We start from the raw sequence: 14,047 nt of genomic DNA, 5'->3' as shown, positions 1-14,047 counted from the left end.
ACACGAGACTAAAGGGAGACCACCATGCGACTGACTCAGGGAGCCTTCTCCTTCCTGCCCGATCTGACCGACGCGCAGATCGCCAAGCAGATCCAGTACTGCATCGACAAGGGCTGGGCGGTGAACATCGAGTTCACCGACGACCCCCACCCCCGCAACACCTATTGGGAGATGTGGGGCATGCCGATGTTCGACGTGAAGGACGCCGCCGGCATCGTGTTCGAGCTGAACGAGTGCCGCAAGGCGCACGCCGGCCACAACTACATCCGCGTCAGCGCCTTCGACTCGACCCACACGTGGGAATCGCTCCGCCTGTCCTTCATCACGGACCGGCCGGCGGACGAGCCCGGCTTCGCCCTGGAGCGCCAGGAAGTGGATGGCCGCGCCATTCGCTACACCACCCGCTCCTACGCCGCCCAGCGCCCCGAGGGCACCCGTTACTGAGACTGAGGACGACCCGACAGGTGTTTGTCTTCATGGCTGACTGGTTCGCTGATTGATCCGTTCCTCCCACGGCAGCGAACCGACCGGTCCGGGATCCCGCGCTCCCGGACCGGTCTCTTTTTTCTCCGTGCGGGCCCGCCGCGGCGACCGGGAAGCCCCCCGCGACGCAGCGGTACCGTCCGACTGAAGCGGAACGGAGTGATGTCCCATGAATGCCTTGATCGACGACGTTAAGACCGCCGACGCCACCGAGGCCGTGGACCTCGCGGCCGAGTTCAACAATTCCGGCCTCGTCGAGGTGTTCGACGAGCTCGACCGCGACCTCATCGGCCTCGCCCCGGTGAAGAAGCGCCTGCGCGAGATCGCCGCGCTGCTGCTGGTGGACCGCGCCCGCGCCCGCTTCGGGCTGAACGCGGTGAGCCCGACGCTGCATATGAGCTTCACCGGCAACCCCGGCACCGGCAAGACCACCGTGGCGCTGCGCATGGCGGAGATCCTCCACCGCCTCGGCTATGTCCGCAAAGGCCACCTCGTCACCGTCACCCGCGACGACCTTGTCGGCCAGTACATCGGCCACACCGCGCCGAAGACCAAGGAAATCCTCAAGCGCGCCATGGGCGGCGTGCTGTTCATCGACGAGGCCTACTACCTCTATCGCCCCGAGAACGAGCGCGACTACGGTCAGGAAGCCATCGAGATCCTCCTGCAGGTGATGGAGAACCAGCGCGACGACCTCGTCGTCATCCTCGCCGGCTATGCCGACCGGATGGAGCGCTTCTTCATGGCCAATCCGGGCTTCCGCTCGCGGGTGGCGCATCACATCGACTTCCCCGACTATTCGCAGGGCGAGCTGTTCGAGATTGGCGGGCGCATCCTCGGCGGCATGAACTATAAGCTCAGCGCCGAGGCCGGCGAGGCCTTCACCCGTTACATCGAGCTCCGGATCCTGCAGCCGCATTTCGCCAATGGCCGCTCGGTGCGCAACGCGCTCGACCGCGCCCGGCTGCGCCAGGCCAACCGCCTGTTCGCCGCCGGCAAGCCAGTCACCGCCGAGGACCTCATCACCATCGAGGCCGAGGACATCCTGGTGAGCCGCGTGTTCTCCGGCGGCATCGACAGCTATCCGCCGATCCGGAGCTGAACCCGGCGCCGACGGAAGCGTCGGCGCGATCCGCATTCCTTCAAAGTGCCCTGCCCTCTTGGGGCGGGTGACGAGGACACCGCCATGACCTTTCCGCTGATCGCCCCCTCGATGCTCGCCAGCGATTTCTCCCGTCTCGGCGAGGAAGTGCGCGACGTCGTCTCGGCCGGCGCCGACTGGATCCATCTCGACGTGATGGACGGGCATTTCGTGCCCAACATCACCTTCGGGCCGGACGTCATCAAGGCGATCCGCCCCCACACCGACAAGGTGTTCGACGTGCACCTGATGATCTCCCCCGTCGAGCCCTATCTCGAAGCCTTCGCCAAGGCCGGCGCCGACATCATCACCGTGCAGGCGGAAGCCACCGACCATCTCGATCGCTGCCTGCAGGTGATCCGTTCGCTGGGCAAGAAGGCCGGCGTCGCGCTCAACCCGGCGACGCCGGAAAGCGTCGTGCAGTACATCCTCGACAAGGTCGACCTCATCCTGCCGATGACGGTCAATCCCGGCTTCGGCGGTCAGGCCTTCATCGCCGACGTGCTGCCGAAGGTGGAGCGGCTGCGCGCCATGATCGGCGACCGCCCGATCCATCTGGAGATCGACGGCGGCGTCAATCCGGAGACCGGCGCCCGCTGCGTCGCCGCTGGCGCCGACGTACTGGTGGCCGGCTCGGCCGTCTTCAAGCCCAGTGGAAATCTGAGCGGCATCGAGGGCTATCGCGCCAACATCGCCGCTATCCGCGCCGCCGGTGCCCGCGCACAGGCTAAGGCGGCCTGAGGTCATGCGCGCCGAGGCGATCATCTTCGATGTCGACGGGACGCTGGCCGAGACGGAGGAGATCCACCGTCTCGCCTTCAACGAAACCTTCGTCCGCCTCGGTTTCGACTGGTACTGGAACCGTCCGCTGTACCGCCAGCTGCTCGACGTCACCGGTGGCAAGGAGCGCATCCGCGCCTTCGTCGCCGGTCATGAGCCACCGGACGGCGCGCGGGCGCTTGAGCGCGTCGCCGAGATGCATGCGGCCAAGACGGAGATCTACACCCAGCTCATCGCCGACGGTGCTGCCCGCCTGCGGCCCGGCGTGCTGCGGCTCATCGGCGAGGCGCGGGACAAGGGCGTGCGCCTCGCCATCGCCACCACGACCAGCCTGCCCAATGTGGAGGCCCTGCTCCAAGCGGCCTTCGGCGCGCCGGCATCCAGCATCTTCGAGGTGATCGGCGCCGGCGACATCGTCGCAGCGAAGAAGCCGGCGCCGGACATCTATCGCTACGTGCTGGACGAGCTGCGCATGCCGACCTTCGCCTGCATCGCCATCGAGGATTCGCGCAACGGGCTGGATTCCGCGCGGGCGGCCGGCCTGCCGACGCTGGTCACCCCCAGCGTCTACACCAATCACCAGACCTTCCCGGGCGCCATGGCCGTGGTTCCCGATCTCGACACGCCGCCGGTATCGCTCGACACCATCGCCAAGTGGCGCGCCGCCGATTCCGGCTGGTAGACGGCCTGTCTGACGAGAACCTGCCCAACGAAGGCTTGCCCGACGACGGCCGGCCCCTGCGGCGTCTCGCCCTGCCGCGACCGCCGCGCCGCCCGTTGCCTTCCCCTGCGTGTCGCATGGTATCGCTTCGGTGAAGGGGGTGGCGGAACCATCCAGCACTCCCCCACTGCGGCACAGCCATGGAGGGCGGGCGTGACAGCGAGGATCGGCGGGACAGCAGGGATCTTGGCCGCCATGGCGTTGCTGCTCGGCGTGGCGCAGGCTCGCGCCAATGACGACGTGCTGCGCCGCCTCGCCGATCCCGCCACGCAGGTCATCCAGACGCTCGACTACGCCAATACGCGCTATTCCCGCCTCGACCAGATCACCGCCGCCAATGTCGGCGCGCTGCAGGTCGCCTGGACCTTCTCCACCGGGGTATTGCGGGGACATGAGGGCGCGCCGCTCGTCGTCGACGGCGTGATGTATGTGCACACCCCCTTCCCCAACATCGTCTACGCCCTCGACCTCGCCCATGACGGGCGCATCCTGTGGAAGTACGAGCCGCAGCAATCGCGCGACGTCGCCGCCATCATGTGCTGCGACCTCGTCAATCGCGGCCTCGCCTATGCCGAGGGCATGGTGTTCCTCCAGCAGGCCGACACCACCATCGTCGCGCTCGACGCCCGGACCGGCGCGGTGCGCTGGCGCGTGGCGAATGGCGATCCCCGGCAGGGCGAATCCAACACCGCCACCGTGATGCCGGTGAAGGACAAGCTGATCGTCGGTATCGCCGGCGCCGAGTTCGGCGCGCGCGGCCATCTCAGCGCCTACAACCTCAAGGACGGCACGCTGGCCTGGCGCGCCTATTCCACCGGCCCGGACGCCGAGATGCGGATCGACCCGGACCGGACCACCGAACTCGGCAAGCCGGTCGGCAGGGACTCCTCGCTCGCCAGCTGGGAGGGCGAGCAATGGAGGATGGGCGGCGGCGCCCCGTGGGGCTGGTTCGCCTACGACCCGGCGCTGAACCTCGTCTATTACGGCAGCGCCAATCCCGGTACCTGGAACCCCTCGCAGCGGCCGGGCGACAACAAATGGTCCAACGCCATCTTCGCCCGCGACGCCGATACCGGCATGGCGCGCTGGGTCTACCAGATGACGCCGCACGACCAGTGGGACTATGACGGGGTCAACGAGATGATCCTGACGGACCAGTCCGTCGACGGTCGCGCGCGCCCACTGCTGACCCATTTCGACCGCAACGGCTTCGCCTACACGCTCGACCGCGCCACCGGCGAATTGCTGGTCGCCGAGAAATTCGACCCGGGGGTGAACTGGGCCCGCGGCATCGACATGGACAAGGCCAGCCCGACCTATGGCCGCCCCATCCTCGACCCGAAATACGGCACCGAGGCCGAGGGCGAGGACGTCACCTATTCCGGCATCTGCCCGGCGGCGATCGGCGCCAAGAACCAGCAGCCGGCGGCCTGGTCGCCGTCGACCGGCCTGTTCTACGTCCCGACCAGCCGCCTGTGCATGGATTACGAGCCGTTCCACGTCGACTACGCCGCCGGCCAGCCCTATGTCGGCGCCACCCTCAACATGTATCCGCCGCCGGGCGGCGACGGGCAGACCGGACGCTTCATCGCCTGGGACAATCTGAAGGGACGCGTCGCCTGGTCGGTACCGGAGCGGTTCTCGGTGTGGTCGGGGGCGCTGGCCACCGCCGGCGGCGTGGTGTTCTACGGCACGCTGGAAGGCTATCTGAAGGCGGTGGACGCGGTGACCGGTAGGGAGCTCTACCGCTTCAAGACCCCGTCCGGCATCGTCGGCAACGTCACCACCTATGCCTATGGCGGCCGGCAATACATCGCCGTGCTGTCCGGCATCGGCGGCTGGGCCGGCATCGGCCTCGCCGCCGGCCTCTCCGACCCCAATGCGGGATCGGGAGCCAAGGACGCCTATGCGGCACTGAGCAGCTACACCGCGCTCGGCGGCCAGCTGACCGTCTTCGCCCTTCCGGAAGGCCGCTAGGCGGAATCCCGTTCCCGCGCGCGCACCGCCGCCGTGCGGCTTCACTTGAACAGGGCGTCCTTCTCGTCACTCATGCTGCGCAGCGACGTCTTCACGCGCGCAAGGATGAAGTTCATCTGAGCTTCCGCAGCCGCCTTGCGCGCCGCCGGCTCGGCATTTGCCTTGGCCACCTCGATTTTTTCGGCCTCGTAGGCGCGTTCGATCACCGCCCCGTGCTCCCTGAACCGCTGGTCGATGGCGCTCTTGGCATCTGCCCTGGCGGCTTCGACGGCCTGGCTTGGCCCGACCTTGCCGTCCGCGACGAAGGACACCATGCTTTCAAGGCTATCGGAACGGACGGCACTGGCGATCCGCTCGCCAGCCTTTGCCTGATCGTAGGTTTTCGCCTCACCCGAGACCCGATCATTGACGCGAAGAAAGATACCGACCGCGAGCGAGGTTTCCTTGCTGTAGTCCTTGAGCGCGCTGCTGCGAAACAACTTCGTACGCGACAGTTCGTCCTTGCGGCGAGCCGCCTCCTCGTTGCCCTTGGTGGCATCCTTGATCTTGGCGAGCGCGGGGGCCCAGATCTTGTTGGCGTTCAGATCCTGCACGGCGAAGGCGAACGAGCTGTCGAGCACGTGATCGAATTCGAGCAGATCGTTCTTGTACCTCGTGCGTGTCGGGCGATAGGGGCCCGACTGGCCCTCGCCATCGGCAAAATTGCGCTCGGCAGGGTTCTTGGGGTCGGAAAAGGGAATGCTCGCCGACCTCCCCTTGCCGGGCGCGGGCGCCTTGATGTCCGGCTGTTCCGCCTTAATGGCACTACCGAGCCCGAAATCCGTCTTGGCGAACTCCCGGATCCTGGTCAGCCCCGCCTGGACACGGGTGCGCGTGTCCTTGTCCTCGATCTTCTCGTATTCCCCGGCGATCTGGTTGGCCCGCGCCTCGACGTGCTGAGCGATCGCCGTCTCCGCAGCGGCGATCTGTTCGTCCGGCTTTTTCTTGTTCAGCGCCTCCTGAAAGGCATCGTTCTTCTGGGTAGCTCCGCCACGCAGGTTGAACTTCCGGTCGATGACGATGGCCCTCAGATTGGTTCCCTTGGCGTTCATCCGCTTGTGGAACGCCCCGAGCGGCGCCGGTGATGCAGCGTCGGCTCCTTCTTTTGCCGGCGGCGTCTCAGGACCATCGCGGACAGGTGTCGGCGCTCCACCGGCACCGGCATTCAGGCCCTCCGAGAGTTGCTTCAATATCTGGAGCGGCGCCTGGCCCGGTATGTGGTCGCGCTCATAGAGCGTGGACGCCTCCATGCCATCGTGTTTCTGGCCCTTCATCTGGTCTTCGAGCTCGCTGTAGATGCCGGCTGCGCCTTCCAGGGCATATGACGAGCGCTGATAGCGGATCAGCAGCGAGGGATCCGTCGTCAGGACATCGCCGTTATCCGCCAGAGACAGCCCGAGTTGCGTCAATCGCTCGCTGCCTTGTGCAAGTTCCTTCTTCAGGTCCTCGACGGTCTTGAGCGCCGGCTCTTTCTGGCTGCTCGGATTCACCTTGTCGGCTTTCTTCTCGGCGTCTGTCTCCTCCTTCTTGAAGGTGTTTATGAACGCAATCACCTCTTTCAGCGTTTCGGGTGACGCCTTGGTCTTGAAGTCGACAACCTGCTGCTGCATCCCCGCGAGCGCCTCGTCCGACGTCATCTTGTTGGACTGGACGAAGATGTCGACTTTCGCCCCGGCCTTCTCGGCGAACATGCGGTGCGGCGTGTCGCCGATCTTGAAGTTCGCCGATGGCAGCTTGCGCTTGGCATTCAGTTTGGCGATCAGCTTCGAGAACAGCTTCTTCGCCTTCTTCGCGACGAACCCGACCAGTTTCTCGATGGCCCCTTTCACGGCGCCGCGCAGCTTGGCGATGATGCCACGGATCGAATTGACGATGCCGGTGACCGGCACCAGCGCGGCCAGAAACGAGACCACGATCGGTATGGTGCGCGCCATGGTGCGCTCGACGAAATCGGCCGCCTCCTGGATGCGGCCGGCGGCGATCGCGCCGATGGAGGAGAAAATCGAACGCGCCACCTCGAGGATCTGGTCGAGGCGTTCGAGAAACGTGACGATCATGTTGTAGATCGACAGCACGACCTTCACCACCGCGCCGATCGGGTTCGACAACCCGGCCAGCCAGCTGATGCCGCCCATGATCAGCTGCTTGATGACGAAATCGCGAATCCCGCCGATCACCGTCGCGCGGAAATTGTCGATCATCTGGAAGACGCGCTGCCACAGGCCGGCGAAGCCTTCCTTGACGAGCAACCTCACCGCCTCCACGGACTTCTCGATGAAGGCCATCTTGCGCTCGCCATTGGCGCCGAGCTTCTTGACCATGATGGCGCGGAAATTGGCGTAGGTCAGTCCGACGATCTGGAGACCGATGGAGATCAGGCCTTTGAAGTCGAGGCGCTCCGGCATCTGGAGGTCGAGGCCTTCCAGCGTGCCGAACAGCCAGGCCAGCAGGCCGCTCTTGATGTGCTCCCAGATGTTCGAGCCGAACTGCTTGAATCCCCTGACAACCGCCGCGAACAGGTTCTTGGCGAAGCCAAGAGGATCCTCCAGGATCGTCATCAGCACCGCGCCCGCCGCCTGGATGATCTCCCAGACCTTCTCGCCCCACGGGCCGGCAAGCTTGAGAGCTCCGCGAACGATGAACTCAAGGATCTTTTTGACCACGTCCTTGATGAAGGTGAGGATGTCGTCGACCAGCGGCTTGAACAGTTTGATCGCGTAGTCGATCACGTCGGACGGCCAGTCCGGCAGGTAGTCGATCAGATCGCTGACCAGCCCCTTGATACGCGTCCAGGTGATGTTGAGCTGGAGAAGCCGTGTCCAGACCCATTCGAACGCCTCCTCGATGACGCGCGTTTCCTCCAGCCGTTCGAACAGAAGATTGCCGCCGGGGATCAGCGACATCATCGCGCCGAGCACGTTGACCGCGTTGCGCTCGACGGTGTCGCCGGTGATCGGGCTCTTGCCGATGATCAGGCAGATGAGCCTGTAGCCGGGGATATTGCGCGCGTATTTCTCCGCCTTGTTGCGGATGTACCCCCGGCGCAACGCCGGTTCGGCCGCCGCGACCACGCGCGCGGCCGCCTTGGCCGGCTCGGCCCCGGTCTGCTGCACGACATGGGTCAGTTCGTGCGCCATCAGCTTCCGGTCGGACACGCTTTCGCCGGGACCGATCCACACATGGTCGCGGTGGGTGAAGGCGCGTGCACCGATGCGGTGCGCGATGCGGTGGTCATCGGGCGCATCGTGGATCCGCACTCCCGAAAAGTCGCGGTCGAAACGCGGTTCCATGAACTCGCGCACGGCGCGCGGCAGTGGCCGTCCTGCTCCGGGATCGGCAACGCGGCGCGCGACGTCCGGCGGGGCGGGTCCACCCTCCGCGCCGACAACGGCACCTTCGCCGCGGGCGGGCATGGCCGTGTCGTCGCCGGTCGCACGGCCCCCCGGCGAGCTCGGCGGCTCCGGCAAGGGGGGATCGCCCGCCGTGTCCGTCGGCTGGCCGGTTTCGATCTCGTTCATGTCGGCGGAGCCGAGCGACGGCGTGTCGACGTCCTCGACCGGGGGTACCTCGGGGTCGAGATGGTCGTCGGGGATCGGGGGATCCGCCTCGAGCGTATCGGTATTGGGCTGGTCGTCGGCCGAGGTGCGCATGGCGTCGCGCGGCGAGCCGGCAGCATCGCCCGCCGCCTCCGGCCAGGCCATTTGCGGTCGGGGCATCGCAACGACGCGCTCGGCCATGGTTTCGGCCTCACGCTCCATCGGATCGTTCAACGCGCCGACCTTCAAGGCCGGCTGCACAAGGCGGACGGCAGCGCTCCCCCCGGCCACGGCCCCTCCCTGGGACACGGACGAGGGGAAGCGGCGCACACTGGGTGGCGCGCGCGCGCGGCCACCGCGCTGCCGTCCGGCCACCGTCTTGATCGCCTTGTCCGCCATCGGGATGTGCCCGCTCTACCGCGCCTGCTGGATCTGGGTTCCCTTCTTCTTGCAGCTGTTTGCCGCATCAGATCCCGAGATCGTCCCCCACTTGCTGTCCTTCAGGTAATTTACCGTTCCATTTTGGTAATAGCCCGGCAGACGTTCGGATTCGTTGGGATGCTGCTGCTCGACGACGGATTTCCAGACACTGATGATCGCCGAGACATCCACCGGCTTGTCGAGCAGGAGAGGCTTCTTCAAGCTCTTGATCGCGCTGTCGAAACTGTCGCGCACCTTGTCGCCCTTGATCGGTGCCGACTTGCGGTAGCCGAGGATCACGGCCTTCGGAAACAGCTTGGTGAAGACGTCCAGCGCTTCCTTGCAGATGGTTGCGCACGAGGTAGAAATGATCAACTTGACGCGGTCGAACTTGCCCTCGCCTTCGAGCTCGCGAAGATCGACGAACTGATCCTGCGCGCCGTTGGCGAAAGCCCCCGGGTTGCCGTACTGCGCGTATTGATGCCCGTAAAAATAGAGAATGTCGGTCGCCTCGATGGTCTTGGCCATCGCCTTGGCGGATTTTTCGGCGCGCGGCTGGAAGATCGTGTCGTCGATCGCTTCCTCGGGATAGTCGAAGGGCTTGAAGCCGATGGCCTCCTTGACGCCCAGATTTTGCAGCCGCGTCTTGCCGCCGGAATAATACCCCGGATAGGAACCCCGGTAGCCCCCGAAGACCGTCTGTGACTCCTCCCAGATCTGCCTGGCGCTTTTCTCGCCGAGCTTGGAATTCATGTAGGAGCGGATCTGCTTTTTCTCGTCCTCGCTGGCGCAGCGATGGATGATCTTCAAGGCACGGACGAGAGCGAGGCGCAGCTCCGTGTCGTCCTTGGCGGCCAGCTTGTCGACACAGCCTTCGGCGATCTTCAGATCGGACGCGGCCTTGTAGCTGGTGCACAGCGGATCGGGGGCCTTCGGCTTGCGCCGCAGCCCGACGCGGCCCTCGCCTTCGCCCACCGCGTGCGCCAGCTCATGCGCCAGCAGCCGGCGCCCGCCCTCGGTACCCGGCTGATATTCTCCGTGGGCAAAGGCGATATCCTTGCCCAGCGTGAAGGCGCGCGCATCGATCGCGTGGCTGGCACGGTCGGCCGCCCGCCCCTCATGCAGACGCACCGCCGACAGGTCCATGCCCATGCGCGGTTCGAAAAAGGCACGCTCGGCCGATGCCATGGGACGGCCGCCGTCGAGCGCGCCGATCGCCCGCGTCGCTCCGGTCGAAGCCGCCGCTGGCGCTGCGCCGGCCGCCACCGGCGCGACGCCGGGAGCCGATTTCCTCTCCACCGTTCTGTCGTCCTCCTCCGGCGCGCGCACCGGGCGCTTCGACTCCTTCTCCTCAGCCTCGCACTCGGCGCATTTGCGATGGACCACCGCCGCGTTCATACGCATGACGCGGTCAGCCATCCTGTCGGCGGCCTTCTCGGCCGGGTCCTGGATGCCGCCGATCATCAAGCCGCCGCCCCCCTCCCCGCCTTGCCGCACACCGGCGCGCAAGGCGAGGGCCGAGCCCTGCGGAGCGCGCCGCAACGGCGGGTGGCCGCGCCGCACCTTCCTTCGGATACGCATGTGCCGGGCCATTGCGCCTCCTTATCTGCGCTTCAGGAAGTCGGATGCCTTGACCTTCAGCTCCGTGAGCCGGGCCTCCGTCAGGATGCCGGCTCGCTCCATCCTCTTCATCTGCGCGGGGGTGAGCTTCTCGAAATCCGAGACGGTGGTGATACCCTCGCCAGCGAGCTTGGCGATCACGTCGGCCTCGTTGCCGAGCACCACATTGACCGGCTGGGCGCCTCGCAGCGAGGCCAGCATCGCCTGGCGGCTTTCATCGGCGGACGCCAGATCGTTGTGCATCGCATCGATTTGCGTCGCGATGCTCTCACGCTTCTGCGCGAGTTCATCGAGCTGCCCGAGCACGCCGGTCAAGCTACCTGCGGCGAGATCGCGTTCCCGCTCCAGCGTGACGATTTGCTCACGCAAGTCGCCGAGGCCGGAAACAAGCGCCTCGCGCGTCTTGGACAGGGTGTTGATCTCGGCGCGCGCGGCGGCGACATCTCGCGTGAGCTGGTCGGCAAGCGCGCGGTCGGCCTCGGTGACCGCCCCCGTCAGGGTAAGCGCCGGGCGTTCGAAGGGCAGCTTGCCCGCGCCGCGCTCCAGCAGCACATAGCCGCGTGCGACGCCCTCCTGGACCAGCAACGCGACCTTGTCGCCGGGCCGAACCTCGCCGGCGCTGTAGAGGATGTCGGTGGCGTCGAGGCCGGCCATCTTAGACTGGACAACATCCAAAGCCTTGGCATCATTGATGTCGACCGTCTCCGCGACCTCGATCCCAGTGCCGCGCAGTACCGTGCGCGCCTGCTCGGCGCCGAGGGTCGCGACATCGACCCTGGTGATGAAGTCGCTCGGCAATTTCTCCGGCTGGTCGAGGAAGGCGTTTACCAGCCTGAAGTCCTCGGCGAACGTTTTGACGTTGAAGGTCGCGAAACGGCGGGGATCGCGCACAAAACTACCGACGCCTCCCCGCTTGTCGCCGCAGCAGATGCGATCCAGCGCCTTGGCCAGGTTCGCGCGCATCTCGCCGATGAAATAGTTCAGCGAGCGCCAGGTCATCGCCTGCTTGCGGCAACAATAGGCACACACTTCTTCGAGGTAGAATTGCGGCTGGTCGCGGCCGCCCTTGATGCAGGCGATCGGCACGAAATAGGGCGGCGCCCCCACGCCGGGCGGACAGGTCGGGAACAGCGCTTCGCAGATGCAGCGCTGCAGGCGCTGCTGGTCGGTTTCCTGATAGGCCGCGAACACCGCGATCGACTGCTGCATCTGCCGCACTTCAAGGGCGGGGCCGGCAAGGTTGGCGGTCGGAAAGTCCTGTTCCGCCTTGGCGATGCGCGTGTTCAGCGTCGCCACGTCGTCGGGTTCGGCGACGCTGGCGAACGTCTTCACCACCTGCGCGCGGAACGTGAGGCTGTCGGCGAATTCGGCCCGGCTCAGCCGCGCCGTGCCGCTGAAGGCCCCACCGCCGGTCGACGCCAGCAGCACCTTGGAGGCGATGATCTTCTGCCGCTCGGAGAGCGGGGCGACCAGATCGTCGAACTTGATGATCTTCCTCTTCTCGACGCAGCGCCGCACGCGTTCGGCGAAGCCGGGATCCTCAGGGCCGAAGGCGATCGCTTTCGGCACGATGTGGATCGTGGTCGTGCCGCCGTCAGCGCCGGCAAGTGCGAGGCAGACCTCGCCACCGGCCAGGGCCTTGCTCAGTTCGCGCTCGTCCTCGAACGCGATGCCTTCGCCGATCTTCAGCGATGACAGGTCAAATCCGGTTACGCCCTCGAATTTCCGGAAGCGCCCGGCCCGGTCGAGATAGGCACCCGGCGTGATCGTGATCAGCCCGGTCCCCTTCTTCACCAGCGAGGGCACGATCCCGCAGACGACGCCCCAGTCGAACATGTGCCGGAACGGTTCCTGCACCGAGAAGTCGACGTTGCAGAGCGCGTCGAGCGCTTCCTGGACATTGTCGGAATCGCCGAAAAGCACCGGGCAGTTGGACGTGAAACCGATGTCCTCGGCAGAGATCGAGCAGAGATTATCGAGCGCCTGCTGAACGTTCTCGGCATCGCCGAAAAGCTTGTCGCAATGGTTGTCGTAACCGACATGGCTGGCCGGCAGGTCGGAAAGCACGGGAAAGGACAGCTTGCGGCGCTCGGCGTCGGCGAGCGGCTTGATCGCTGCACCATTGACGGTGACCAGCGTACAGTAGTGATGCTGGATGCCGATCGGCGTCTCCTTGACCAGCCGCAGGCGTTCGCCCTCGGGTGCGAAGGTACGCAGTTCGACCAGCCAGTAGTCGCCGCGCACCACGGCTGCCGCTGTAATGTCGAGCACGGCCTCGAAGGCCGTCACCCGCAGCGTGATCCTGCCGCCGGTCATCGAAATGTCGAACCCGCCGCCAAGCGTCGTCGGCGCACCGGGGTTGGCGGTTTCGAATTCGGCGAAGCCATCCCAGCGCCGCACGAAGGGCCAGGCATTGCCGCCGTGGTCGGTCGCCGGGTTCGGTGTCGCCGAGAGGTCGTCGACGAAGGTGGAACGCCGTGAATCGGCGGCGTTCGCGAACACGCCGGCATAGGCTTCGGTGATCGGCGAGAAGTACTCGTAGACCTTGCTGGCCCGTTCGAACGCCTCGGGCGAGATGTCGGCCGATGCGATCTCGCAGGCGTTCTCCTCCGACCAAGCCAGCGCGATCCGTTGGGGATTGCCGGGCGTGCCGGTCACGCCGACAATCTCCAGCCGCCACAACGCGTTGGCGACATTCTGCTCGGCACTCACCACCTCGGCGCACGGGTCGCACTCGTCGGCGAGGATCTCCGCATTGAGCGGCGTCACCGCCAGCTTCGCGGTGCCGATCAGCGGGAAGGCCCCGGTGCCCGCCTCGATATCGGGTCGAGCGGCCAGCGGCGCCGTCTTCAGTTGCGTCATGGTGCGGGTGCGGAAGCCGGTGACCGCGCCGTGCAGGCCGGCATCGGCGAGATAGGGATCCTCGAGCGGGAAGACCGGGCGCTCCCAGACGTCGGCATAGACGATCTGGTCGCCGGACGGCAGCGCCGGTGGGAGCGGCAAGTCGGCCTGCTGCGCCAGTATGGCAAGCGGTCCGTTCAGCGCCGCGCCGTCGGGCGCCGCGAGCTGGCCGCGCACGCCGTCCGCATAAATGACACCCGGCCCGAGCGTGACCGTCCCGTCGGGCGCGATCGCAACGGCCCCGCCCTCTCCCGGGACACCGTCGTGCACGGCGTCGTTGCCGAGATTGTCGGTCCGCATGCGGTCGATCTCTGAGCGCTCGTCGAGATCGGCGTCGGTGACCATGGCGCCCTGGTTATGATAGACGCCGGAGTAACGCCGCGACGGCCGGTGACTTTCGCGAGATATCTGCGCTTTCATCTCAGCGTT

General features: G+C 66.2%; 9 protein-coding genes. 6 read left to right on the top strand and 3 right to left on the bottom strand.

What is annotated here, in order from left to right; genetic code table 11:
• Positions 1-24: 24 nt before the first annotated feature.
• The 5 genes from LGR54_RS05550 to LGR54_RS05530 all read left to right on the top strand — a co-directional run bounded on the left by LGR54_RS05550 (position 25) and on the right by LGR54_RS05530 (position 5,102).
• Positions 25-444 carry a ribulose bisphosphate carboxylase small subunit gene (locus LGR54_RS05550; protein ID WP_230360981.1) on the top strand — a complete coding sequence of 140 codons (420 nt, stop codon included), beginning with the start codon at positions 25-27 and terminating at the stop codon, positions 442-444.
• 208 nt (positions 445-652) lie between these two features.
• The gene (gene cbbX / locus LGR54_RS05545; protein ID WP_230360980.1) at positions 653-1,585 is read left to right on the top strand and encodes a CbbX protein; all 933 of its coding nucleotides are present in this window, start codon (positions 653-655) and stop codon (positions 1,583-1,585) included.
• Positions 1,586-1,669: 84 nt separating this feature from the next.
• A complete protein-coding gene (gene rpe, locus LGR54_RS05540; RefSeq protein WP_230360979.1) occupies positions 1,670-2,365 on the top strand; it encodes a ribulose-phosphate 3-epimerase in 696 nt (231 codons plus the stop codon).
• Between the two features lie 4 nt (positions 2,366-2,369).
• Positions 2,370-3,086 carry an HAD family hydrolase gene (locus LGR54_RS05535; protein ID WP_230360978.1) on the top strand — a complete coding sequence of 239 codons (717 nt, stop codon included), beginning with the start codon at positions 2,370-2,372 and terminating at the stop codon, positions 3,084-3,086.
• Between the two features lie 234 nt (positions 3,087-3,320).
• Entirely contained in the window at positions 3,321-5,102 is a 1,782-nt protein-coding gene (locus LGR54_RS05530; RefSeq protein ID WP_230360977.1) for a methanol/ethanol family PQQ-dependent dehydrogenase, read from the top strand.
• 41 nt (positions 5,103-5,143) lie between these two features.
• Here LGR54_RS05530 and LGR54_RS05525 read toward each other — a convergent pair whose 3' ends face one another.
• The 3 genes from LGR54_RS05525 to LGR54_RS05515 are packed head-to-tail and all read right to left on the bottom strand — an operon-like array spanning position 5,144 to position 13,579.
• Positions 5,144-9,076 carry a DUF4157 domain-containing protein gene (locus tag LGR54_RS05525; protein ID WP_230360976.1) on the bottom strand — a complete coding sequence of 1,311 codons (3,933 nt, stop codon included), beginning with the start codon at positions 9,074-9,076 and terminating at the stop codon, positions 5,144-5,146.
• 15 nt (positions 9,077-9,091) lie between these two features.
• Positions 9,092-10,690 carry a DUF4157 domain-containing protein gene (locus LGR54_RS05520; RefSeq protein WP_230360975.1) on the bottom strand — a complete coding sequence of 533 codons (1,599 nt, stop codon included), beginning with the start codon at positions 10,688-10,690 and terminating at the stop codon, positions 9,092-9,094.
• A 9-nt stretch (positions 10,691-10,699) separates the two neighbouring features.
• Positions 10,700-13,579 carry a hypothetical protein gene (locus LGR54_RS05515; RefSeq protein ID WP_230360974.1) on the bottom strand — a complete coding sequence of 960 codons (2,880 nt, stop codon included), beginning with the start codon at positions 13,577-13,579 and terminating at the stop codon, positions 10,700-10,702.
• A 30-nt stretch (positions 13,580-13,609) separates the two neighbouring features.
• Between LGR54_RS05515 and LGR54_RS05510 the strand changes: the two genes are divergently transcribed.
• Positions 13,610-13,933, top strand: a complete 324-nt coding sequence (locus tag LGR54_RS05510; RefSeq protein ID WP_230360973.1) for a hypothetical protein — start codon at positions 13,610-13,612, stop codon at positions 13,931-13,933.
• Positions 13,934-14,047: the final 114 nt, after the last annotated feature.

Origin of the sequence: Ancylobacter sp. Lp-2 (assembly GCF_020523795.1) — a bacterium.
Lineage (GTDB): Bacteria > Pseudomonadota > Alphaproteobacteria > Rhizobiales > Xanthobacteraceae > Ancylobacter.
This window is presented reverse-complemented; position numbering and strand designations above follow the sequence as displayed.

What these genes read in the sequence shown, in the direction of transcription:
- LGR54_RS05530 (WP_230360977.1), top strand. Translation starts at nt 3,321, where the DNA reads ATGGCGTTGCTGCTCGGCGTGGCGCAGGCTCGCGCCAATGACGACGTG.
- LGR54_RS05535 (WP_230360978.1), top strand. Translation starts at nt 2,370, where the DNA reads ATGCGCGCCGAGGCGATCATCTTCGATGTCGACGGGACGCTGGCCGAG.
- LGR54_RS05520 (WP_230360975.1), bottom strand. Translation starts at nt 10,690, where the DNA reads ATGGCCCGGCACATGCGTATCCGAAGGAAGGTGCGGCGCGGCCACCCG.
- LGR54_RS05550 (WP_230360981.1), top strand. Translation starts at nt 25, where the DNA reads ATGCGACTGACTCAGGGAGCCTTCTCCTTCCTGCCCGATCTGACCGAC.
- LGR54_RS05515 (WP_230360974.1), bottom strand. Translation starts at nt 13,579, where the DNA reads ATGACGCAACTGAAGACGGCGCCGCTGGCCGCTCGACCCGATATCGAG.
- cbbX (WP_230360980.1), top strand. Translation starts at nt 653, where the DNA reads ATGAATGCCTTGATCGACGACGTTAAGACCGCCGACGCCACCGAGGCC.
- rpe (WP_230360979.1), top strand. Translation starts at nt 1,670, where the DNA reads ATGACCTTTCCGCTGATCGCCCCCTCGATGCTCGCCAGCGATTTCTCC.
- LGR54_RS05525 (WP_230360976.1), bottom strand. Translation starts at nt 9,076, where the DNA reads ATGGCGGACAAGGCGATCAAGACGGTGGCCGGACGGCAGCGCGGTGGC.